Raw genomic sequence first — 25624 nt, forward strand, 5'->3', positions numbered from 1 at the left:
CCATGGCACAAAAACTTCAATTTTTTTAAACCTGAATTATGAAAAAATCATTACAAACTATTCAAAAGAAACCTTTCTTGCTGCTGCTGGCGGTTTTGCTTTCCAGCCTTACAGCATTTGGGCAAGGCAGGAAAATAAACGGTACCGTAGTCGATGAGAAGGGCCTGCCTTTACCGGGCGCTACCGTTAGGGCCAAAACAGCTAAAGCAACATCTGTTACCGATGTTGCCGGCAATTTCACCATAACTGTCCCTACAACCGAGAAGGCGCTTATTGTGACTTTTATTGGTTATGCCGACCAGGAAATCCAGATTAACGGGCAAACACATTTATCCATTCGTCTTAGCCAAAGCAGTAACAGCCTTAACGATGTGATCGTTATCGGCTATGGTAGCCAAAGGCGGGAAGCTGTAACAGGTTCAGTCGCGTCGATCAGCGGCGAACGGATCCGTGATATTCCCGCGCCTAATATCAGCCAGGCCATACAAGGCAGGTTGCCCGGCGTAGAGGTCTCTCAAACTTCTACAAAACCAGGTGCAACGATGCAGATCCTGATCAGGGGCCAACGGTCGCTTACTGCAAGCAATGATCCTTTGATCGTACTTGACGGTATCCCTTTTACCGGCTCTCTTGGTGATATTAACCCTAACGACGTTAAAAGTATCGATATTCTCAAGGACGCTTCCGCCACAGCTATTTACGGCTCGAGGGGAGCAAACGGCGTTGTACTTATTACCACGAATAGGGGCCAGGTGGGAGGAGCCGCTAAAATTACCTATAACGCCTATTATGGGGAGCAAAAACTTTTCGCCAGATACCCGATGATGACCGGTCCCGAATTTTTAAAACTACGTAAAGCGGCAGGCCTGTATACCAACGCCGTAGACGAAGCGGACGATGTTAATACCGACTGGCAGAAGCTTTTTTACAGAAGCGGTATGGTTTTCAGTAATGACGTAGGTGTTTCCGGAGGCAGCCAAACGGGTACATATAATTTCGGCGGCGGCTATTATAAAAATCAGGGCCTTATTCCCACGCAGCAATATACCCGCTACTCCATGAGAGGATCAGTGGACCAGAATGTAGGCAAATACGTTAAAGTTGGCTTTACCACTAACAATAACTATAACCTTACGGAAGGCAGCCAGGTTGGCGTTGGCAGTGTTTTGGGACTTTCGCCCCTTGCCAATCCCTATAATGCGGACGGAAGCCTGAAAAGAACGGTTAAAACGCCACTGTCTGAAAGTTTCGTTTTGACCAAAGGCATCATCAATAACCTCCACGATCAATGGCTCAACGAAACAAGAAATTACGCCACATACAACTCCGTTTATGGCGAAGTAAAAATTCCGTGGGTAGAAGGCCTGAAATACAGGGTAAACCTTGGTCTGGATTACGTGCAAAGCAACAACGGCAACTATACCGGAGTTGGGATTGGCAGTGCCACGCCTACAACGCCGTCAACAGCGGGCGTAAGCAACTCAGCCCAATATCACTGGGCAGTTGAAAATTTGCTCACCTACGACCATACTTTCGCCCAAAAGCATAACATAAATGTCGTAGCCCTGTATTCTACCGAGCAAACCAGGTACAATTCTTCCAGCATGTCGGCCAAAGATATTCCAGCTGATGCTTTCCAGTTTTATAATTTGGGTGCAGCAACCGGCGAGATCACGATCGGCAACGGCAACTACAGCCAGAGCGGCCTGATGTCCTATATGGGTCGTGTGATGTATTCATACGATGACCGCTTCCTGCTGTCTGCCACCGTTCGCTCGGATGCCTCTTCCCGGTTAGCTCCAGGGCATAAATGGCACACTTACCCTGCGGTTTCAGCAGGCTGGAATATCATGAACGAGTCTTTCATGAAAGGCATTTCGGTCATAGATAATCTGAAACTGCGTGCAGGCTTTGGGCAAACCTCGAACCAGGCAGTAAACGCTTATCAGACATTAGGTACTTTGGGTACGCGTCAGTATAATTTCGGCGACACAAACTATGCAACGGGCTATTATGTAACACAGCTTCCAAGTCCAACTTTAGGTTGGGAATATTCCAAGACATGGAACTATGGAATAGACTTTTCTTTGTTTAAACATCGTTTATCAGGTACCGTTGAATATTATGTTACAAATACAAATGATATCTTATTGAGCGTAGGACTGCCTCCAACCGCGGGGGTTGGAAGCTATACAGCAAACGTTGGGCGGACTCAGAACAAAGGGCTTGAGCTAAGTTTAAATGGTACGCTCATCAATAAAAACGGGTTTACCTGGGATTTGGGTATTAATATCTATGGAAACAGGAATAAACTTGTGGCACTTGCTTCAGGTCAGACACGTGATGAGGGCAACGCCTGGTTCGTAGGCCATAATATAAACGCCATATACGATTACAAGAAAATAGGATTGTGGCAGTCTGGCGACCCTTACCTGAGCACCCTCGAACCGGGCGGAAATGTGGGCATGATCAAAGTGTTGTATACCGGTACTTATGACGCCAACGGTCAGCCAACAAGGGCTATCGGGGCCGCCGATCGTCAGATCATTGATGTTGATCCTAAATTCGAAGGCGGCTTTAATACGCGTGTGGCATATAAAGGCTTTGATTTTAGTGTTGTAGGTGCCTTTAAGAAAGGGGGCACGCTCATCAGTAGCCTGTACGGCTCAGGTGGCTATCTGAACCTGATGACAGGCCGCAGTAATAACGTTCAGGAAGATTACTGGACGCCTGATAACACAGGAGCAAAATACCCGAAACCAGGCGGCATCCTGAGTGGCGATAATCCGAAATATGGCAGTACGCTCGGTTACTTTGATGCATCCTATCTCAAAATCCGGACAATGACACTTGGCTATGATTTCAGCAAGCTGCTCTCAAAGCACGCGAACATGCGCCTGCGCACTTACTTCACCGTGCAAAATCCATTTGTATTTTTCTCCCCTTACCACAAAGAATCCGGGATGGATCCTGAACCAAACTCTTATGGTAATGAAAACGCAGCGGTGCCCCTGTCAAACAGTCTAAGAAGATTCCTGACAGTCGGCAGCAACGCCCCTTCGACCACGAACTATGTACTTGGATTGAATTTGACATTTTAACATTATCAACATGAAAACTTTAAAGATAAAAAGCGTCATAAAATCCACGCTTTTGCTAACGGTCTTATCTACGGGATGTAAAAAAGTGCTTGATGAACAACCGCGTTCCTCCTTCACCCCGGAATATTTTAAAACGGTACAGGGTGTTAATGGGGGATTAACAGCCATGTACGCGCACCTGCGTAATATTTACGGGCAGGCTTATTACTATAATTCGGGTGTTACCGGTACCGATGAAGCTACATGGGGCCAGAGCGCTGACGGAAACTTCAAAGATCTGGATTGCTCAGGCGTCGGTATCATATCTTCAACCAGTTATCCTACCAGTATCATATGGGGCGAGTCTTTTACAGACATCAATACTGCCAGCGGCGTAATCGAAAACGCCAGTGCCGTGGGGATTTCCAGCGCTCTGATTGCTGAGGCCCGCTTCTTCAGGGCATTTGATTATTTTTTGCTGGTGCAGTCCTACGGCGGCGTACCGCTTGATCTGGGTTCGGGAGCGTTGAAATTTAATATCACGCCTTCAAGGACTTCAGTGCGTAATACGGTACCCGAAGTTTATACAAAGGCGATTTTCCCGGATTTACTGCAGGCGATCAATGATCTGCCGGAAACCGGCCGGGTAACCGGCGGACTGACCAAAACGGCAGCTCGCCTTTTCCTGTCTAAAGCCTATTTAACTTATGCATGGTGGTTGCAAAATCCCAATAGTATCCCGACCTACCCCGCAAGTAACCGGACAGATCCCAATGGACACGACGCCGCGTGGTATTTTCAAAACGCCTACGATATCGCCACCACCGCGATTGATAATCCCGGTCCGTTCAAATTACAGCCAACATTTTACGATGTGAATGTTGGAACAAATGACCGTAACAGCGAAATGGTGCTTTATGCAGACCATACTCAAAGCAGTGAAAAATATAACGGTTCGAGTTTGACCTACGGAAGCGGCGGCGCTCCGGATAACTTTGCCGGCTGGATGATGACCTGGAACTATCCCAACATAATCAGTGGCGGGGTGAACTCCGTTCTGCGTGAGGCAGATCAACATTTAGGCCGGCCCTGGGTTCGCATGGCCCCTACTGTTGAAGTACTGAAAAACACTTTCGCTGATAAAGTAAACGATTCACGATATGACGGAACTTTCACAACCGTATATCGCGGAAACTGGCAAAAGGGCGGAAATACGGCCCAGACCTTAGCCAACGCCAACGGCTTGCCCGTTGCACAGGGGGGCGCGATACTCTCGTTCCTGGATAATGACGATCCGAACGTAGTGTATGCCAAAGGAAACGGGAATGTTGGTGCCGGATTACTGCCAGGTAGATCAGATTGGGTGGTCAACCCTGGCGATATAAGCCGGATAATTTATCCGGGACTCTGGAAACTGGGGCCTTATCGTACAGATAACGGCACAGGTTTGGGACAGCCAAATGCCGGTAGTACGCGTCCCTATCCAATTGCAAAATTTTCGGAGCTATACCTGATCGCAGCAGAGGCAGCAGTTAAAGGCGCCGCTGTTAAACCCGGAAAATCCGCACGTGAACTCGTTAACGTGCTGCGGGCACGCGCAGGAAAGTGGCGTTTCAATAATAATGGTAATGTAGTAAAGATTGAAGACGATAGCCAGGCTATGATGGCGGCTACTCCCGCAATCATCGACATGAACTATGTATTAGCGGAGCGTTCCCGGGAATTTTATGCAGAAGGCGGCCGCTGGTTCGATCTGGTACGGACGCAAAAGTGGGGGGAACTTGCTGCTTCCTTTACAATTGCAGGAACCACCTTTGGAGACCACACGCCGGTTAAAGTTACACGTTCCATCGACTCACATCTCTATCTTCGCCCTATTCCGCAGGGGCAGATAGATGCATTGGTTATGAGCGCTGCTGATAAGGCTGCCTACCAGAACCCGGGCTACTAAGCTGGAGAAATAATGATTTTTTAATGAGGCTGTTCAATTTGTGAACAGCCTCTTAATTTCTTCCAGTCGGTAATGCTTAGCGCACAGCATTTGCATAAATTATACGATGATCTTTCTCGTGTTTGAGGGGCAATTTATACAGCTTAATGCAGCTTTCCGGTTTAACATTTGCGCAATTGTATTGCGCAGGCCTATTCAGCGAACCCTGTTTTCTTTAAAACGGAGCTTGTTCAAAAATCAATCGGGATAATTAATCCGGGGATAAAATATTGTTCATAAGGCTAATAGTCAATATATTGTAAGAAAAAAGCAGCCATACTTAAAAAAGTGACTTGCGCTATAACCCGATAAACTGACTTGCAAACCGGCACGGGCTTGTATACCCCTGTCATAACTAAACTGATAAAATTGAAAAAGATATTTTTAGCAATAATTGCAGGCCTTTTTTGTGCCGTCGCCTGGGGCCAAAACAATCAATCCGCTCTTCGGGATCTGCGTTATAGGCTATGGTACACCAGGCCCGCCACCAACTGGAATGAGGCCCTGCCGATAGGGAATGGTTTTATAGGCGGAATGGTTTTTGGCGGCGTACAGCAGGAACGCATCCAGCTCAACGAATCTACCATCTGGGGAGGCGCCCCCAACAACAACATTGATTCGGCCGCTAAGCCTCATATTGAAGAAGTACGCGTGCTTTTGGCGCAAAAAAAATATCTGGAGGCGCAGGCGGCTGCCAATAAATATCTCGGCCCGAAGGGCAACAGCGGCATGCCCTATCAACTCGCCGGAAATTTGTATATCAATTTTCCCGGCCAAACGGACGTCAGCAATTATTACCGCGACCTGGATATCGAACATGCCACAGCTACAGTACGGTACAGCTCGGGAGGTGTTCAGTATAAGCGGGAATACTTTACGTCGTTCAAAGAACATGTGTTACTGGTACGGCTGAGTGCTGATAAACCGGGAATGATCAATTGCAAGGTAAGGCTCCAGAGCCCGCTTGTACAAGAGCTTACCGCAGCTAACCAGGAAATCGTTCTTTCAGGTAAAAGCAGCGATCACGAAAATCAAAAAGGCCAGGTTAGGTTTAACATGATCGCCCGTGCAAAAAATCATGGGGGTACTATACAAACGGATACTTCCGGGATGACCATCGCTCATGCGGACACGGCGACTATTTATCTCTCCATCGGCACTAATTTCATCAACTATCACGACCTGTCAGGAAACGCGCCTGGGCGGGCCCGCAACGATATGCAGGCCGCCTGTACCAAATCGTTTAATACCCTGCGCCAATCTAATATCAGGTTTTATCAATCGTACTTTAACCGGATAAAACTGGACCTGGGCATGACAAACGCGATCAAGCTGCCCACAGATGTGCGGATACAAAACTTTGCAGGTAACAATGACGCCCAACTGGCCGAACTGTATTTTCAATTCGGGCGTTACCTGCTGATCTGTTCGTCACAACCGGGATCACAACCGGCCAACCTCCAGGGCATATGGAACGGGGAACTGAAAGGCCCGTGGGATAGTAAGTATACCGTCAATATCAATACTGAAATGAACTATTGGCCAGCGGAGGCCACCCAGCTGTCTGAGCTGGGCACGCCTTTATTTAACCTCATCAAAGATGTTTCCGTAACCGGTAAGGCGACAGCCAGGCAGATGTATAGGGCCAGGGGCTGGATGCTTCATCATAATACAGACATCTGGCGGATTACCGGTGTAGTCGACGGCGCATTCTGGGGCTTATGGCCAACCGCAAATGCCTGGCTGTGCCAGCATCTGTGGGAACATTATCTTTTCACAGGAGATAAAAAATTTCTGAAGCAATATTACCCGGTAATGAGAGGTGCCGCTACTTATTTCGTTGATGTGCTGCAAAAAGAACCGGATCATGGCTGGCTGGTCGTAAGCCCGTCCGTTTCGCCCGAGCACGAATACATAACCGGGAGCCATGAGGTGTCGGTTTCTGCCGGGACCACGATGGATAACCAATTGGTATATGGCTTATTTACAGATGTTATATATGCTGCGGCAGACCTGAATACGGACAAAACATTTGCCGATTCGCTGAAAGCGCTGCGCGAAAAATTGCCGCCAATGCAGGTGGGCCGGTACGGGCAATTGCAGGAGTGGCTGGACGACTTTGACCGGCCAACCGACAATCACCGCCACGTATCTCACCTTTACGGACTTTTCCCGGGAAACCAGATCTCTCCTTTTATACATCCGGAATTATTTGCCGCGGCCAAAAATTCATTGGTATACCGTGGTGACGTATCTACCGGCTGGTCAATGGCCTGGAAGATTAATTTGTGGGCCCGGTTATTGGATGGCAATCACGCTTACAAGCTAATCAAAGACCAGATAAAACCGGTCATGAGCGGATCCGGCGGCACATATCCCAATTTATTTGATGCACATCCCCCCTTTCAGATTGACGGCAATTTTGGCTGCACTTCGGGGATCACCGAAATGTTGATGCAAAGCCATGATGCTGCAATCTATCTGCTGCCTGCTATGCCCGACGACTGGGATAAAGGCAGTGTAAACGGGCTGATGGCCCGTGGCGGATTCAAGATAGACCTGGCATGGTCAGGCCGTCACCTAACAAAGCTCGTTATACATTCGGCCCTTGGCGGGAATTGCCGGCTGCGTGTTAACGAACTGCTGAACAACCGGATGTTAAAAAAAGCAAACGGTGTTAACAGCAATCGATTCTATCGTATCACCGACATCGCGCAACCCATTATCAAAAAAAATGATAAAGATCTAAACGTAAAACTCCCGAAAAGTTATTTATATGATCTTCCAACCCTGGCAGGTAAAACATACCGCATTATTTGAGTAATTAATAAGATGAGTTGTAGTAGCAATTTCCCGCTATAAACATATAACAGGGAATTGGCCGGCGATATGATAAAAAAATGCCGGACAACCCGGGCTATCCAGCTCCGTCAAATTAAACATCGAAGTATAATGCCCTGCCTGCTGCCTTTGGAAAACAATATTAACAAAGATGAAACAAACCCAATTTAAACTTATCTGCACACTCATGGCGGCGATTTTCACCGTACATCAGGCCGCCGCCCAAACAAAACAAACCTTTTTATCTCCTCCCCTCATCAGATCGATTTATACCGCAGATCCCTCCGCACATGTTTTCAATGGTAAAATTTATATTTACCCTTCTCATGACATTGACACAGCCGTAACCGACAACGGCGGCGGCGATCACTTCGCGATGAGGGATTATCATATCCTTTCGCTCGATCATATCGACGGGCCTGTAACCGATCACGGGGTAGCCCTCGATATAAAAAATATCCCCTGGGCAGGAAGGCAGCTATGGGCGCCGGATTGTGCTTACAAAAATGGCGTGTATTACCTTTACTTTCCGGTGAAGGATAAACAAGATGTTTTCCATATTGGCGTCGCTACTTCCAAAGATCCCGCCGGGCCTTTTAAAGCCGAACCACAGCCAATTGAAGGCAGTTTTAGTATCGATCCGGCGGTATATACAGATTCGGATGGCCAAAGTTATATGTATTTTGGCGGTATCTGGGGAGGTCAGTTACAGCAATGGGCCACGGGCCAATACCAGCCCAACGGTTCTAAAACCGACCTTCAGAACGACGATGCCCCGGCGCTCAACTGTAAAGTGGTCAGGCTAAGTTCGGATATGAAGCAATTTGAGGGGCCGGTGAAGGATGTTATTATCCTGGACGAGAGCGGGCGTCCGCTGCTGGGAAAAGACCATGACAGGCGTTTTTTTGAAGGGCCCTGGATGCATAAATTTAAAGACAAATACTATTTCACCTACTCTACAGGCGACACGCATTACCTGGCATACGCTACAAGTGATAAGCCATTCGGCCCCTTCCGCTATAAAGGAATATTTTTGAAACCGGTGCAGGGCTGGACCACGCACCATTCTATTGTGGAGTTTAAAGGAAAATGGTACCTGTTTTACCACGACACGGAAATCTCCGGCAAAACACACCTGAGAAATGTTAAGGTAACGCCGCTTTACCATCGTTCAGATGGCAGTATTGCCCTGATTGACCCGTTTAAATCAAAATAAATTTAGAATAAGCCATATGATGAAGCGTAAAGGAGGATCAATTTGCTTAACATTTCGGAATGGATGCAAAAATTAAAGAAAGGCGACACTGCTTTTTTCAAACCACCCAAAGGCAAATTACTGGCAGACAACAGGGCCAAAAATTTCGAGCTCATTAATGATATTACTTCATTGGCGCATTTATACGAAATCAACTGCAATCTTCCAGTCAGCAAATCCATTTTCGGCTTTATTTATGCCGGACAGGATGGCAATTTTTTCCCGGACATAGATGGCAATTTTGTATTCACTCATCATATAATTATAACTGTAGTGACAAATACCATCGTCAGTAAAATCATTACCCATCTACCCAAAAATCTAAATGATGCCATTGCCTGTATCTTCGGGCATTCCGAATCTGCATTGCTTTGCATAACCATTTAAAGCACGATAAACGATGCCATTTCAAAACTTACAGACAAAACCATCCTGGAAAACGGATAGGCAAAAAGCCGATAACGGTTAATAAAATTTCTAAATTTACAAAATGCATGAAAAGTTATTTGCACTCCTATCCCAAACAATCACGCCGGAAGATAAGGCCTTGTGCAAAGACTTTTTTGAGTATGTACTTTTCCCCAAAAACCACATCTGTGAAAAAGAGGGAAGCATTCCGAAGTATCTTTATTTCGTGGTATCTGGCTATGTAAGGCTGTTTTATTACAACGAGAACGGAGATGAGGTAACCACACATATCAATTGTCCGCCAGGATTTATTACTTCCTACTTCCACTTTGTCAACCAAACAAAATCCAACGAAAGTCTGGAATGTGTAACGGAATGTGAATTATTGAGAATTACGAAAACGAATCTGGATCAACTAACACAGCAAAGCACAGTCTTCAGGGATTTCCGCATCTCGGTTTTCCAGCAATCACTTGCCTATAACGAAAACCGCTCAACAGAACTGGCAACACTAAGTGCCGAAGAACGCTATCGCAAATTAATGAAAAACTATCCGCAGATCTTACAAAACGTACCGCTGCAACACATCGCATCTTTTTTAGGAATGAACCCTAAAAGCCTAAGCAGAATACGAAAGGAAATCATTAAGTAACATTTGTGAAGTGCCTTTAAAAAGCCAATCTTGAATTTTGTACCATCATTTAAACATCAAAAACTATGGCACAGAAAAATTTGGCATTGGTTACAGGTGCAAACGGACATCTGGGCAATAACCTTGTGAGATTGCTTATCGAAAAAGGCATTCCTGTCCGGGCTTCGGTTCGCAACATTAAAAACCAGGAATCTTTTGCAGGACTCAATTGCGAAGTGGTTCAGGCCGACATCACCGACAAACAATCCCTGGCTAACGCCTTGCAGGATGTGGATGTTTTTTATGCCGTAGGTGCATCATTCAAACTTTGGGCAAATAACCCGAAAAAAGAAATTTATGACGTCAATCTTTCCGGGGCGAAAAACATGATTGAAGCCGCCGCAGAAGCCGGTGTAAAACGGATTGTATATGTAAGTTCCATAGCGGCGTTAGATTATTCCAGACTTCCTACAAAGGAGAGCTATGGCTACAATTCCGACCGCAGGGATATGTATTACAACTCGAAAAATGACGGTGAAAAACTGGCGTTCGAGTTGGCTAAGAAACGTAACATTGAGCTGGTTGCCGTACTGCCTTCCGCAATGATTGGCAGTGAAGCATTTGCACCATTGAACGTTTCCTATAACATCATCCACCTGATTTTGAAAAAACAAATTCCTGTTGAAACCAACATTACGCTCAATTGGATTGATGTAAAAGACGTTGCCGAAGGTTGTTATCTGGCTGCAACAAAAGGCAGGGATGGTGAGCGGTACATTCTGGCAAACGAAAAATGTATGTCGATAAAAGAAACTACCAAAATCGCCCAGGAACTCTTCCCTGAACTGAATATAAAACTGCCAGCCGCCGTTCCAAAACCCATACTTTTGACCATTGCCTGGCTGATGGAAACCGGAAGCAGAATCACGGGAAAAGCACCATTGCTCACTACCAAAGACATTAAAATGTTTTCAGGACTTCAACAAAATTTTGATATTTCAAAGTCCAGAACAGAATTGGGATTTATTCCAAGAAACCCGGTGCAGGTAGTGAAAGAAGCAATGGTCTATTTGATTAAAAATCGGAACAAAATATATTAGTTGAGATAGTCGGATATATAACATAAATGATTTTTAACCTCCTTGTTTTCCGGATCTGAAATAATTACGGTTACGCTCTGATAGTCCAAGTAGAAAATCCTCATTAGAGATGCTTTAATCGCATTTGTATTTGAGGCTTTTCAGTTGGCTTTAAAAATAACGTAGCATCGCTGAAAAACTTATACCTTCCGGTGCTCTCATCTTCTTTGGCTTCCTTTCCTGTTAAGCCTGGGCGGTTTGAAATTCTGTTTACTCCTTTGTTTGCAATTGCTTGTACTGCTGTACCATTTTTTTCTGCGGTTTTCATTTTTAAATGATAAAAAAGGTAAGGATAGCAATCGGGAAGCAAGGAGAGCGCCTGCCTTTATAACCAGTTAGTTTCGGGCAGGGGCAGCTTATTTAAACAATAATGATCTTATCGCCAAAGCATTCTTAGATCCCTTTATCTTAACATATAGATCATGCTGACCGGCAATGGCGGGTATCTTTGCAGATATGGCTGACCATTTATTCAATGAGCCCGTACTTTTAACTGGTATAACGGCGATTCTCCTGCCGTCTTTGTTTAGGTCATCGATCCATATTTCAACGCTGCCGTTATTAAGCGCCGCGGCGGTCAAAGAAATACTGGTTGCTTTGTTTGCCCCTCTCCCCATATCCACTCCGCCCAACATCACCCAACCTCCGGCATCATTGTTTAAGATAACGCCATCAACCTGAGATAACGTAACGCCCCAATAATTATTGGCGCCTGCTAAGGGCTGCTCCGAATAACCGTCTTTATAAACGAAAAGATCGAAATCCGCTTCCCTGCCTTCAGCAAAAAGGCCCAGGCTGGTACCTACCCACGAATTAAAATTAGGCTGGGCTTTGTCCAGTTCACTTGCATTGATGACCGTACCGATTTGATGCCATTGCAGACCATCAGAACTGTAGTAACCGGTTAGCTCATGCGCTTTTCGCTCCAGTTTCAGCCATGCGCTTTCCCCAATTTTGTTTTCTGTGCTGAACGACTGGCCGCCCATCGCGAAATTGAATATTTTTCTGCCTTCTTCAAACCCAGTACAAAGACGCACGTTTACCGATTCATTGCCGGAAGCAAGGTAAATCCCCGCCTCTTGCCCCGATGCCAGTGCATTCAGCCTTACCCGCGTAACGAGCGAATAATAATGTCCCGCCTCTTTTTGCAGAATGTGGGTCCTGCCAATTTTCGGCTTAAGCCTAAGCCAGCCTTTATTGTCAGTGACTGAATACTGTTGCGCAGCGTTCTTGTTGAAAAAATGCCAATACAACGACAAATTTGAACTTGAAAATTCATCCGACCTCGGTAAGCGCCAGGCCAGGCCGTTATTTGTAAGATTTGGACGTGTAAGGGGCATATCTGAGGGATAAGGAACAAACGGACGGCCGTCGGCTGTCCACTGAACCTGCAAAATCAGGTCCTGCCTTCCCTGGCCGCTCCAGTCATCCCCTTTGGGCGCATCATAACTTTGAGCGATACACCACCAGGTACCGTCACTTAACCGAAATGGAGACGACATATGATTGACTGATTTGAACCTGTTATCCGGATCTTTTGAAAATGCGAATATTTTTCCAAGGTTCTCCCATTTCGCTGAATCTGCAGTAAGTGATCTTGAACGAAGTACATACTGCCCGCCTGTAACATCACCAGCCATGAAGTAATAATACCAGCCGTCTCTCTTACACATCACAGGGCCCTCAGCCCAGCTGTATTTCTTGTCGTGATTGATCCAGTCCAGGTTAATCAATTTGCCTGTCAGGTGGCCGGAACGATCGATCTGCTGTATGCGATTAGCTGTCTGACTGGCTTTAATGATCATGTAAGGTGTGCCGTCGTCATCTACGAAAATAGAATTATCGTAGCCGATAGGCCCTGTATCCGGGGTTGTTTTAACTTTTTCAGGCGCAGACCATGGCCCCGACGGTTTCGTGGCGCTTGACATGTATTGCCCGCCCCCTGCGCTGTTTGAAAAATAAATACGATAAACGCCATAAAAATAGGTTATTGCGCCTTGCCAAATGCCGGCACCAGGCGCCCCGGACTTTAACTCATCCCAATCCGCGGGCACAACCCTTGAAATGAGCTCCCAATGCAACAGGTCTTTGGAATGAAGAATTGGTAAGTTAGGGACGAAATGAAAACTGGAGCCGCACATGTAAAAGTCATCGCCAACTTTTAAGAGCGTCGGGTCCGGATGATCCCCGGCGAGCACCGGGTTGACATAAGTTCTAACCAGGGTTGCTGCATCCCTGGGGTAAGGAACCGGCTTGATATCTTCTACCTTATTGAACTGGGCCATAGCGCCATGATACCAGAAGAAAGAACAAACAACTATTAAACTGCAACGGGAAATAATGGATTTGAAAGTCATCAGTATACAAATGAATATAAGACCTAAAAATATGATTACGGCGTTCGCCCGGATGTCCTGTATGTAACTAATCGTACAACGAATGTGCAAAACCGCCATATTGATAACGCTCATTGCAGATATCGAGTAGCTGATTATCCATATTGTCATTAGACTTTAGGTGACATGATCAAAGGTGCCGAATTATCAAAACAAGGCTATTGTTCCATTTTTAAGTCATTGCGGCAATAGTAATGAGTATAAAAAAAGGTAGGAAGTGTCTTTCCTGTATGTGCCTTTTTTATAAAAAACTGTTAAGAGTTGTACCGTGTGCTTTCCTGGTGATATGGTGAATGTCTTCCGGGCTGAACATGTGCAAGGCATCCGATTTGTCACTAATAATGATATAACAAATGATAAACATTAGGAACAATTGGCGCATTATCAAGCCTTTTGTAATATCCGACAGGCCGGTTGATTTAAATTTTCGGCGAATTAAAAAAAACATTCAATTTTAATTATTTAAGACACGTTTATGAAAACAGTTGTCAGGTATCTTATTAATGCTTCAGCGCTGTTGCTTTGCTTTCAAACTTCAACAGCACAACAGTTTGTCCATCCGGGGCTGCTTCAAAGTCGCGAAGACCTGGCCAGAATAAAAAATGGCGTTGCTATGCGCATTGAGCCTATTTTTACGGGTTATAATGAATTAAAAGATAATCGCCAGTCGCAGTTTGATTATAAAATGCAGGGGCCAATGGAGATGGTTGGCCGAAATCCTACCGTGGGCCAGGGTGTTTATGATGCTGACGCCAATGCGGCCTATCAGAATGCCATCATGTGGACCATAACAGCCGATCAACGTTATGCAGAAAAAGCAAAACAAATTATTGATGACTGGGCATCGACGTTAAAATCCATAACAGGCCGTGACGCCGTATTAATGGCCGGTCTTGGACCGTTCAAAATGGTTAATGCCGCGGAAATTTTGCGCTATACCAATTCAAACTGGCCAACTGTCAAAATTAAGCAGGCTGAGAAGCACTTTAAAGAAGTGATTTATCCGGTTATTAAAGATTTTGCACCTTTTGCTAACGGCAACTGGGATTCAGCTGCACTAAAAACAATGATGGCCATAGCAGTATTCTGCAATGACCGGCCAATGTTTGAACGCGCGATTGTTTACTATCAAAACGGCGAAGGCAACGGCAGCCTGCCCAATTATATTGTTAATGAAGAAGGACAGTGCCAGGAAAGCGGAAGAGACCAGTCACATACGCAATTAGGTATTGCGCATCTTGCCGATTGCGCCGAGATAGCGTGGCAACAGGGACTAAACCTTTATGGTATACTCAATGATCGCCTGCTCAGGGGCTTCGAGTACACCGCGAAATATAATTTGGGGGAGGATGTTCCTTATTTGCCCGCAATGGACCGGACCGGAAAATATTTGCATGCTCAGATAGCTACAGAAGGGCGCGGCAAATTGCGTGCGGTTTATGAAGAGGTATTTAATCACTATGTTCACCGGGCGAATAAAACGGCCACTTTTACGCAGAAAGCTGCTGAAAAGGTACGACCGGAACCGCAGGGTACACCGGGTGCAGACCATATTGGCTTTGGTACTTTATTGTACTCACGCAGCCTGCAAACTATTGATCCTTATACAATGGTTACACCGTGCCCACCGTCGGGATTGACGGCCGTGCCCGAGAATGGGTCCATTCAATTGACGTGGGTACCGGTACGGGGAGCCACTTTTTATCAGGTTAAAAGGGCAGTCAATGGGAAAGGAACGTTTAAAATAATTTCCACCAGGGTTACTAATGCACAGTTTCAGGATAAAAACGTAGCCTCGGGGCACAAGTATGTGTATACGGTATCGGCGGTGAATAATAAAGGCAAAAGTATGGACGCCTATCCTGCTGCTGTTACAGCGGGATTGCCCGCAGGATGGTCGGTTACCGATCTCGACCCCAAATCAAAAAAAGGACAAGCACGGTCATTGGATTCTGGTTTTACTGTTGAAGGTACCGGCATGGGATTTACCGGAAACGAAGAGCGGGCTACCTACGTCCATCACAAATTAGCGCCTTATCAAACGCTCGCCGTTCATTATCAGCCGCAGTTGACTTCGCAGTTCACCGGCTTCGGCATTTCGTTCCGGCAGTCTGCAAGGGGAAAGGGGACCGGGGTAAATTTGCTGATCTCTCCGGAAGTTTCGCAACAACTTGAGGCTCCAAAATGGGTAGTAACCTGTACGGCACGGCTTCATCCGGGCGATAGTTTAACACAGGCAGGAGCGACGCTCGATATAAAAGAACCTGTAGTATCTTTTAACCGCATGACGGGCAGTTGCTGGCTAAAGTTAGTTCAGGAGCAAAACCAGGTGAACGCATTTTATTCCGCGGATGGCAAAGAGTGGCAACTGATCGGGACTGTTGCGCGAAACCTATCGCTGACAGAAGCCGGCATAATCGTTTTTTCAGGGCTTGAAGCGGTATCTACAACGGTCAGGTTTGATCAGGTTAGGTTAGAATAACCTTTTAAAAAATATTAGTATAACCGGAAATGCTGACATCGTCAGGTCGGGTTTATATAACAAAAAGTCTATTTGGAACAACAATATTCTTTTTGATACCTATAAATTCGTTAACCATTTAGCCTGAGCAAACAAACCCGTGATCATATCTGCTGGTTGCACCATCAATTTTGGTGTGCCTGCGGTCGAAAAGCCCGGATTTTTACAGGACTTGATAAGCCGGGGCAACTGAGGTGCAATTATAAACTTTATTTAAACTGGTTATGACGTTACAGAATTTTAAACCGGAAAAATGAAAACTAAGCTTTCCCTGATTTTTTTTATACTATGTTCAATAGGTCGCCTTGCATACGGCCAGAGCGATACTTACCCGCTTGCAAGCACTAAGATTTCGCCATTCCCGGATGAAGCGGTCGTATTAAAACCGTCCCGGGTAAAACAACGGGAAGCGTTAAACACAGCATACCTGCTGTCTCTTGATCCCGACAGGCTGCTGCATAACTTCCGGGTAAATGCCGGGCTGCCGTCAACAGCCAAACCATTATCAGGGTGGGAAGCCCCCGGGGTTGGCCTCCGGGGACATTTCACAGGGCACTACTTATCTGCCGTTGCGATGCTGGCAGAAAGGGATAAGGATACGGCAGCAATGCGCCGGCTCAGTTACATGGTTAACGAATTGTATAAATGCCAGCAGGCTTTTGGCAATGGCTACCTGAGCGCGTTCCCGGAAAAAGATTTTGACACGCTTGAGCAAAAGTACGGAGGCGTATGGGCGCCCTATTATACCCTCCATAAAATTATGCAGGGGCTACTGGACGTTTACGTCCGCACGGGCAACCGGAAAGCCTACATGATGGTGAATGACATGGCTGCCTACGTTGACCGAAGAATGAGTAAGCTCAGCCCGGAGGCCATTGACAAAATGCTTTATACCCCGGAGGCCAATCCGTCTAATGAGGCGGGCGGTATGAACGATGTATTGTATAAGCTTTACGAGGTGTCCCATAACTCCAGGCACCTGGCTCTGGCCAGGGTTTTTGACAGGGACTGGTTTCTCAAACCATTGGCAAACAACCAGGATATCCTTTCAGGTCTTCATGCAAACACCCATATCGTACTGGTGAACGGGTTTGCGCAACGCTATATCATTACCGGAGATACGCTGTATCAGCATGCCGCGCAAAATTTTTGGGATCTGCTGACCGCTCATCATGCCTACGCTAACGGGTCAAGCAGCGGCCCGCGCCCGAACGTAGTTACACCAACATCGCTAACCTCTGAACACTGGGGCGTACCTGACCACCTCAGCAACACGATGACGAAGGAGATCGCCGAGTCGTGCGTATCACACAATACGCAAAAACTCACAGCGATGCTGTTTTCCTGGAGCGGCGATGCCAAATACGCGGATGCTTACATGAATACCTTTTACAATTCAACCATGGCCATTCAAAATGCCCAAAACGGCACAGTTGTTTATCATTTACCTTTAGGCTCCCCGCAAACAAAAAAGTTTCTGCAAAACGATGACTTCCGATGCTGTAACGGCTCATCCGTTGAAGCATTCGCAGCCTTGAACAGCGGTATCTATTACCACAACGATTCCACCTTATGGGTAAATTTGTATATCCCCTCCCGGTTGAACTGGAAAGCCAGATCACTTGTTTTAGAACAAAGCGGAAACTTCCCGGCGGACCCGGCTGCAGAATTTACTTTCAAAGAAGTGAAAAAAGCCAGGCTTACCGTTAAGCTGCTGATACCCGACTGGTCAAAAAAATTTGAAGTGTACATCAATGATCAGAAGCAAACGGTGAATGCTGCGCCGGGTTCTTATCTGTCATTGCAGCGGGAATGGAAGACCAACGACAAGATCAGACTGGTATTCCATTACGATTTTTACCTGAAGCCAATGCCCGATGATGAAAACGTTTTTGCTATTTTTTATGGCCCGCTTATGCTGGCGGCTGAAACGGATTCCGAATTTATCCTGAAGGGACACAGGGACGACATCTTAAAAAACATAACTGCCGCGGGTGGCAATGCTTTCCGGTTGAGGAACGAAGAAAAGACATTTGTTTTGCGCCCGTTAAGCGACATCAGCCAGCAATCGTATGGTGTTTACGCAACAATCAGGAACTATTGATCACCCGTTATGTCTCACGTACAACACAGGTTGCCAAGCCAATTATAAAAATTAAACTTCAGTTATTAGCCCGCATACAAATAAGTATGCTGTCTTAACGCTGTAACATATCTGAATATCAAATGAACAGAAGAAATGTACTTAAAGGTATGGCGTTAGGGCTGTCGTCGTTCTACCTTTCCAAAAGTTATGCAGGCCGGTTGTTGAAAGCGCCGTACGCTGCAGGTCCGTTTAAGCCGACCTGGGATTCGCTGGCACAATACCGGGTGCCTGAGTGGTTCCGCGATGCCAAATTTGGGATGTGGGCACACTGGGGGCCACAGTGCCAGCCCGAACAGGGTGATTGGTATGCACGGGAAATGTATATGGAGGGCGGACGGAAAAATAAATACCATCTGCAGAAGTATGGTCATCCGTCAAAATTTGGATTCAAAGATGTCATCAATGAATGGAAGGCAGACCAGTGGGACCCTGAAGAACTGGTGGGGCTTTATAAGAAAGCAGGCGCCAAATATTTTATGGCGATGGCCAATCACCATGATAATTTTGACATGTGGGACAGCAAACATCAACCATGGAACTCTGCCCGTATGGGCCCCAAAAAAGATATTATCGCCGGATGGGCCAAGGCGGCAAAAAATAACGGACTGCGGTTCGGCGTGAGCGTGCACGCCGCCCATGCTTGGAGCTGGATGGAAACCGCCCGTCGTGCCGACAAGGCCGGCCCGCTGGCCGGAGTGTCATACGATGGCAGCCTCACTAAAGCCGACGGCAAAGACAAGTGGTGGGATGGTGAAGACCCGCAGGAGTTGTATGCGCAAAATCATCCCCTGAGCGAAAATAGCCAGGATAACGGCATAATCCATAAACAGTGGACCTGGGGTAATGGCGTATCAATGCCGTCCAATGCATATTGTGAAAAGTTCTATCGGCGTACCATCGAGTTGCTCGATAAATATGGCCCTGACGTTATCTATTTTGACGATACCGTGTTGCCATTATGGCCAATAAGTGATGCCGGGCTTCGCATAGCCGCTCACATGTATAACACCAATATCAAACGCCACGGTAAGCTTGAAGCTGTTCTGTTTGGAAAAATGCTGAATGAGCAGCAGCGCAAATGTATGGCCTGGGATATAGAGCGGGGCCAGAGCAACAGCATAGAGCCCGAACCCTGGCAAACAGATACCTGTCTGGGCAACTGGCATTACGAACGCTCTTTGTACGATAACAACGGCTATAAAACTGCTAAAACGGTCATACATACATTGGTTGATGTAGTGAGTAAAAATGGCAACCTTATGTTGAACGTTCCGGTGCGCGGCAACGGCACAATTGATGCTAAAGAACGCGCCGTGGTAGAAGGCATTACCGACTGGATGAGTATCAACAGCGAGAGTATTTACAACACCCGCCCATGGACCACCTTTGGTGAAGGCCCGGCTATTGAAGATGCAGCGCCACTGAACATGCAAGGCTTTAATGAGGGAAAGGGCAAACCTTTCAGCGCAGCAGATTTTAGGTTTGTCAAAAAGGACAAAGTTCTATATGCTACCATGCTAGGCTGGCCTGATAATAACCCTGCTATTATTAAAAAACTGGCGCTTAACAATGTACCTAAAGTGCAGCGTGTGAGTTTGCTGGGCAATGATGCCCCGCTGGATTTTGAGCAAACCGCTGAAGGCTTGAAAATAAATCTGACGCAAAATATTCCCGGCGATACTGCATATGTGTTTAAAATAGATGGAGCTATTGCTTAATAACATTTCGGTATGCAATAGTTCATTTTTTTATTATCAAGGAGGCTTTGCCAACTTGGTATACTCTAGTCTTAATTTCATATATCAACTACTTATAATTGTCCATTATGATTCGCCAAATAATTATTGCTGGCCTTGTTTCAGCCCTGCTTTGTTTTAATAAAGCCAGTTGCCAGCCTAAACAAGCAGCCCCGCTATGGGGCAGCTGGACTCACTGGGGCGACCAACCCGACGGTACTTACCGTAACCCTGTCTTACCTGGTGATTACAGCGATGTAGATTGCATCCGGGTGGGTGCTGACTATTATGCCGTATCCTCTACGTTTCAATATTCGCCTGGTTTTGTGATCCTGCACTCTAAGGACCTGGTGAACTGGCGCATCCTGGGGCACGCCGTCAACGATATTTCGGTGATTTCGCCGGCTATGAATTACACCAGGATGGACCGTTATGGCCGTGGGATCTGGGCGGGTGCCATACGCTATCACAACAACCGTTTCTGGATCTACTTCGGAGATCCGGACGAGGGTTATTTTATGAGTTCGGCTACACGGCCCGAAGGCCCCTGGGCACCTTTGAAACATGTATTGAGCGAAAAAGGCTGGGACGACTGCTGCCCGTTTTGGGATGATGACGGCCAGGGCTACCTAATAGGCACCAGGTTTGCCGATAACTATAAAATCCACCTGTTTAAAATGTCGGCCGATGGCTCGGTGATTGACCGGGAAAGCGACAAGGTGATCTACCAGTCGCAGGGCAGCGAGGCAAACAAGCTGTACAAAATTAATGGCTATTATTACCACCTTTTCAGCGAGGTGCGCAACAACGTAAGGGTGCTTATGATGGAGCGGGCCAAAGATATCCGGGGCCCTTACGAAGGCCCGCAGCAATTGAGCGAAGGTCAGCCGCAATTTAACGAACCCAACCAGGGCGGATTAGTGCAGACGACTGACGGTAAGTGGTACTTTTTGACCCATCATGGCTCGGGCGATTGGTCGGGCCGGATATTGAGCCTGTTACCTGTAACCTGGACTAATGGCTGGCCTATCATTGGCCAGCCTAATGCAGCGGGCCTTGGCGAAATGGTGTGGCAGGCCCCCATGCCCGTAACCGGCACCGGCCGGGATGTTCCGCAAAGCTCGGATGAGTTTACCGGCAACACGCCCGGACCACAGTGGGAATGGAACTACCAGCCCCGCGCCGGCAAATGGTCCTTAACCCAACGAAAAGGCTGGCTCAGGCTGCACGCCTTCAAACCGCTCAAAAACGATTTGCTGTATGCCGGCAACACCATAACCCAGCGCTGCTACCGCACCAACGCCAACGCGGCCACCGTTAAAATTGACCTGAGCGGTATGGCTAACGGCCAGCGCGCCGGGCTATCGCACTTTGGTGCGCCCCATTATGCGGCGGCTGGTGTAGTGCAAACCAACCGGGGTAAACAGTTGCAGTTTTTTACTGAAAATGCCGTAACCGACGGCCCCATCATCAAGGGCAATAGCATTTGGTTACGCACAGTGTGGGGCCTGGATGGCAAAAGTAATTTTACTTACAGCACGGATGGCAGGAATTTTAAACCCATTGGCGAAACCTATCAGTTAAGATGGGGATCATACAGGGGCGACAGGCTGGCCATTTACAGTTTTAACGACCTGCAAGATGCCGGTTTTATTGATGTTGATTACCTGCACTATCAATATTCCCATTAACAACAGCTCTAAGCAGGGTGCAGACTGACTGACCCTATAACATGCATAATCCGTACCAACCCGATGATCCGCTTAATATCCGCACTGCAATTATTACTCGTTTACAGTATATTGACCACGGCTCCGGCCGCCGCGCAATCCTGGACGGCCGACAATGGTAACGGCACCTACACCAACCCGTTGTTCTACGACGAATTTTCAGATCCCGACCTGATCCGGGTAAATAACGATTTCTACATCACAGGTACCACCATGCATAGCGTACCGGGCCTGCCGGTGCTGCACTCTACCGATTTGGTGAACTGGCGGCTGGTGAGTTACGCACTTCCGCGTTTTGACGACAGCGATGATTTTAACCTGCGCAACGGTAAAGAAGCTTATGGGCAGGGGATCTGGGCGCCCTGTATCAGGTACCACAACGGTACATTTTATATTTTCTCCAACATAAACCGGCACGGCCTGCAGGTATTTACCGCTAAAAGCGCGGCCGGCCCCTGGAAACAATATGACCTTAAAAAGCCTGTTTATGACCTTTCGGTACTGTTCGAAAACAACAGGATCTACATCGTTTACGGGCAAAGCGAAATCAGGATGGTTGAACTCAAGCCCGACCTTAGCGGCTTTGAACCTAATACCGACAGGCTGCTCATCGCCAGAAACGAGGCCATGGGCGAAGGCAACCATTTTTATAAAATCAACGGCAAGTACTACATCACCAATGCCGATGGCGGCCGTTTGCAGTGCGCCCGGTCTGCCAATATCTACGGCCCTTACGAAACTACGGTGATAAGCGCCAAAGAGACCCTGGGCACCTCGCTGGGCTGGTTTACCAACAATATGGGCCAGGGTACGCCTGTACCTTCCCCCACCGAAAACGTGACCATGGTTAAGCGTAATGACCAGCTGTTAGCCTCAGTACCCATGCACCAGGGCGGTATTGTGGATATGCCAAACGGCCAGTGGTGGGGCTTTTCGATGATGGACTTCAGGTCGGTGGGCCGTACTACGTTCCTCTCGCCTGTTACCTGGCAGGATGGCTGGCCTTACTTTGGCCTGGCGGGCAACCTGGGCCGCTCGCCCAAAACCTGGTTTAAGCCTAACAACACATCGGCACCGCATGCCCCTTACGTGCGGAGCGACGATTTTAAATCGGGACGGCTGGTATCCGCCTGGCAATGGAACCATAACCCCATCAACACTCACTGGAAACTTAAAGCCGGCGAACTACAGCTGCGCACCCTTCCCGCCAAAGATTTTTTATGGGCACACAACACACTTACCCAACGCTGCGTAGGCCCCGAGAGCGAAGCTACAGTAATCCTGGATGCCTCGCGCCTGAGGGAAGGAGATATCGCCGGTTTAGGCCTGATGAACATCCCTTACGCTTGGGTGGCCGTGCTGCGTGAGGGTAACCGGTATACGCTGCGCTTTTTTGACCAGTATAAGCATCAAACTATTGATAAGCCGCTACAATCGCCGCGGGTGAGCCTACGGGCCTTCGGCGATTTTGATAACGATATTGCCCGGTTGAGCTACAGCACTAACGGAACGCGGTTTGAAAGCCTTGGCGATACCATTCGCCTGCCGTACCAGTTAAAAACATTCCAGGGTACCCGTTTTGCGCTGTTTGCCTACAATACCCAAAATAAAGAAGGCGGCTATGCCGCATTCAGTAAATTTGAACTGAAGGAGCCCCTGGCTGACCGATCCAAAAACCTGCCCATCGGAAAAACAATTACACTAACCAACCTGGCTGACGGCCGCATGGTACGGGCCGATCCCCACGGCATGCTCGTCCCCGGACGGAGTTACCGGACCAACGAAAAAGACGCGGGCTGCAATTTCAGGGTGATTGACAGGGGAAATGGCCGCGTTGTGCTGCAGGCCATGAACGGTACCGGCTTTGTAACCATTACCGGCCAGGGTATGGCGGCCGATGTTCGGCTCACCCAGAAGGATACTGCCGCCAGCCTGCTGCTGTGGCAGGATATGCTGCGGGGCCAGTGCATGCTGCTCTCATTACATACCAACCGTTTTGTGGGCCTGAACCCTCATACCGGTGAATTATACGGGGCCGACTGGCCCGGAACCCTGCCCGGCAAAAAAGATGGTACCGTTTTTAGCTGGCAGGAAATTGCCCCATAAACCTGCGGCAAGTTTACCTGCATGATGCAGGGCTATATGGTGCAAAGCAATTATCGGCTGTTTTATTTGGCCTGCCATGCCTGTCTTTGAAAAAACTTAGCTGTTTTTTAACCGGTGCCCTCCCTTATTACCTATAAACACAGGAATATGAACCCACTAATTTACCACCAATTCGATTTAAAATTTAATTTTTGATTAATATTACTTTCTGGAGAGTATAAACAATTTGCTTTATTGTCTTATAATGGAGTTTTGCTCAGACTATAAGCTAAAATATTGCTCACTAAATTAATTATATCTACAAAATGAAAAGTAAATCAATTCAATTGGCTATTTGTGTCATAGCCTCGCTTTGCGGGTGCAGCAAACCGGTATCTGTTCAGAGCGTAACAACCGGCGGTAAAGACAGTGTAGCAGGCAAAAATTTAACGTCATATTCGTTAGGCAGCGTAACAACCATTGTTCACCCGGGAATGCTGCATTCGGCAGCGGATTTTGCCCGGATGACGGCCAAAGTGAATGCCGGGGCGCAACCCTGGCTCGACGGCTGGAACAAGCTCGTCGCTAACGGCCATTCATCTGCTACGTATGTTCCCAGGCCGGTAGATACTATTGTGCGCGGGAAGGCGGCAAGCGGAAAGGGCGAGAATTATATACTGGCTTGCCAGGACGCGGCCGCGGCTTATCAAAATGCATTACGCTGGAAAATTAAGGGCGATACCGCCTGCGGGAATAATGCCGTGGCTATTATGAACGCGTGGGCCGCAAAATGCAAACTGATTGACGGCGATAGTAACAAACAGCTTGCAGCCGGCCTGCAGGGTTACCAATGGGCCAACGCGGCCGAAATTATGCGTAGCTACAGTGGCTGGTCGGCATCCGATTTTACCGCTTTTAAAAACTTTATGCTTAATGTGTATTATCCCGTATCAAGCGATTTCCTGGCGAGGCATAACAATACCTGCGGAACACATTACTGGTTAAATTGGGATATGTCAAACCTTTGTACCGTGCTGGCCATTGGCATTCTTTGTGATGATATCAGTAAAGTTAATTACGCTATAAATTATTACCAGCACAGTGGTGTTGGTACCGCGTATATAGGGCGTGTAACCACCGCTACCTATCCCAACGGAATGGACCAGGCGCAGGAAGCCGGAAGAGACCAGGGACATGCCACGATGGAAGTTCCGCTCTTTGGCACTTTTTGCGAGATGTTATACAACCAGGGCCAAAACTTTTTCGACTATAATCCCTGGAACCACGTTAACCCGCCGCTTTTGGGGGTAAGCGAATATATCGCGGCTTACAACATCAATACAACCAACACTGTCCCATATACAACTTATAATAACTGTGAAAATTCAAACCAAACCGTTATTTCAAGCGGAGGCCGGGGCAATGTTCGCCCGGGTTGGGAACTTGTTTATAACTATTATGTTAAAGTAAAGGGAAAAACAGCCACCTATACTACCCAATTTGCAACTAAAGTACGCCCCGAAGGAGGTGGCGGCGATTACGGAGGTAATAGTGGCGGCTATGATCAATTAGGCTTTGGCACACTGACCTTCTCCCGTTAAACAACAAACAACTAAACAGGCTGCACTGGCTTTGTCAAATATTGATGAAGCCAGTGCTTTTCTAT

The 25624-nt window shown here is 47.2% G+C and carries 15 protein-coding genes; 13 read left to right on the plus strand and 2 right to left on the minus strand.

Translation table 11 applies throughout. The annotated features are described in order from the left end of the window. Positions 1 to 38 precede the first annotated feature (38 nt). The 7 genes from ABIC84_RS11715 to ABIC84_RS11745 all read left to right on the plus strand — a co-directional run bounded on the left by ABIC84_RS11715 (position 39) and on the right by ABIC84_RS11745 (position 11305). The gene (locus ABIC84_RS11715) at positions 39 to 3101 is read left to right on the plus strand and encodes a SusC/RagA family TonB-linked outer membrane protein (protein ID WP_426583500.1); all 3063 of its coding nucleotides are present in this window, start codon (positions 39 to 41) and stop codon (positions 3099 to 3101) included. Between the two features lie 10 nt (positions 3102 to 3111). Beyond that, positions 3112 to 5031 carry a RagB/SusD family nutrient uptake outer membrane protein gene (locus ABIC84_RS11720; RefSeq protein ID WP_429263664.1) on the plus strand — a complete coding sequence of 640 codons (1920 nt, stop codon included), beginning with the start codon at positions 3112 to 3114 and terminating at the stop codon, positions 5029 to 5031. 408 nt (positions 5032 to 5439) lie between these two features. Beyond that, on the plus strand, positions 5440 to 7890 hold the full coding sequence (locus ABIC84_RS11725) for a glycosyl hydrolase family 95 catalytic domain-containing protein (protein WP_429263665.1): 2451 nt from the start codon (positions 5440 to 5442) through the stop codon (positions 7888 to 7890). A gap of 172 nt (positions 7891 to 8062) precedes the next feature. Next, a complete protein-coding gene (locus tag ABIC84_RS11730; protein ID WP_429263666.1) occupies positions 8063 to 9127 on the plus strand; it encodes a glycoside hydrolase family 43 protein in 1065 nt (354 codons plus the stop codon). A 63-nt stretch (positions 9128 to 9190) separates the two neighbouring features. Next, on the plus strand, positions 9191 to 9553 hold the full coding sequence (locus tag ABIC84_RS11735; RefSeq protein WP_429263667.1) for a hypothetical protein: 363 nt from the start codon (positions 9191 to 9193) through the stop codon (positions 9551 to 9553). A gap of 103 nt (positions 9554 to 9656) precedes the next feature. Then, positions 9657 to 10226, plus strand: a complete 570-nt coding sequence (locus ABIC84_RS11740) for a Crp/Fnr family transcriptional regulator (protein WP_429263668.1) — start codon at positions 9657 to 9659, stop codon at positions 10224 to 10226. 65 nt (positions 10227 to 10291) lie between these two features. Further along, entirely contained in the window at positions 10292 to 11305 is a 1014-nt protein-coding gene (locus ABIC84_RS11745) for an NAD-dependent epimerase/dehydratase family protein (RefSeq protein ID WP_429263669.1), read from the plus strand. A 103-nt stretch (positions 11306 to 11408) separates the two neighbouring features. Here the strand turns inward: ABIC84_RS11745 and ABIC84_RS11750 are convergent, their stop codons facing one another. Beyond that, positions 11409 to 11612 carry a hypothetical protein gene (locus ABIC84_RS11750; RefSeq protein WP_429263670.1) on the minus strand — a complete coding sequence of 68 codons (204 nt, stop codon included), beginning with the start codon at positions 11610 to 11612 and terminating at the stop codon, positions 11409 to 11411. Between the two features lie 88 nt (positions 11613 to 11700). After that, the gene (locus ABIC84_RS11755) at positions 11701 to 13701 is read right to left on the minus strand and encodes a family 43 glycosylhydrolase (protein ID WP_429263671.1); all 2001 of its coding nucleotides are present in this window, start codon (positions 13699 to 13701) and stop codon (positions 11701 to 11703) included. Between the two features lie 514 nt (positions 13702 to 14215). Here ABIC84_RS11755 and ABIC84_RS11760 point away from each other — a divergent pair. From ABIC84_RS11760 to ABIC84_RS11785, 6 genes are all read left to right on the plus strand, one after another. After that, entirely contained in the window at positions 14216 to 16222 is a 2007-nt protein-coding gene (locus tag ABIC84_RS11760; protein WP_426583512.1) for an alginate lyase family protein, read from the plus strand. A 292-nt stretch (positions 16223 to 16514) separates the two neighbouring features. Next, the gene (locus ABIC84_RS11765) at positions 16515 to 18365 is read left to right on the plus strand and encodes a beta-L-arabinofuranosidase domain-containing protein (protein WP_429263672.1); all 1851 of its coding nucleotides are present in this window, start codon (positions 16515 to 16517) and stop codon (positions 18363 to 18365) included. Between the two features lie 122 nt (positions 18366 to 18487). Beyond that, entirely contained in the window at positions 18488 to 20125 is a 1638-nt protein-coding gene (locus ABIC84_RS11770; protein WP_429263673.1) for an alpha-L-fucosidase, read from the plus strand. A 107-nt stretch (positions 20126 to 20232) separates the two neighbouring features. After that, positions 20233 to 21834 carry a glycoside hydrolase family 43 protein gene (locus tag ABIC84_RS11775; RefSeq protein WP_429263674.1) on the plus strand — a complete coding sequence of 534 codons (1602 nt, stop codon included), beginning with the start codon at positions 20233 to 20235 and terminating at the stop codon, positions 21832 to 21834. Positions 21835 to 21897: 63 nt separating this feature from the next. Then, the gene (locus ABIC84_RS11780; protein ID WP_429263675.1) at positions 21898 to 23979 is read left to right on the plus strand and encodes a glycoside hydrolase family 43 protein; all 2082 of its coding nucleotides are present in this window, start codon (positions 21898 to 21900) and stop codon (positions 23977 to 23979) included. Positions 23980 to 24284: 305 nt separating this feature from the next. Beyond that, positions 24285 to 25559 (plus strand): alginate lyase family protein, encoded by a 1275-nt coding sequence (locus ABIC84_RS11785; protein WP_429263676.1) that lies wholly within the window; start codon positions 24285 to 24287, stop codon positions 25557 to 25559. Positions 25560 to 25624: the final 65 nt, after the last annotated feature.

Source organism: Mucilaginibacter sp. 3215 (assembly GCF_050433785.1).
Taxonomy (GTDB): Bacteria; Bacteroidota; Bacteroidia; order Sphingobacteriales; family Sphingobacteriaceae; genus Mucilaginibacter.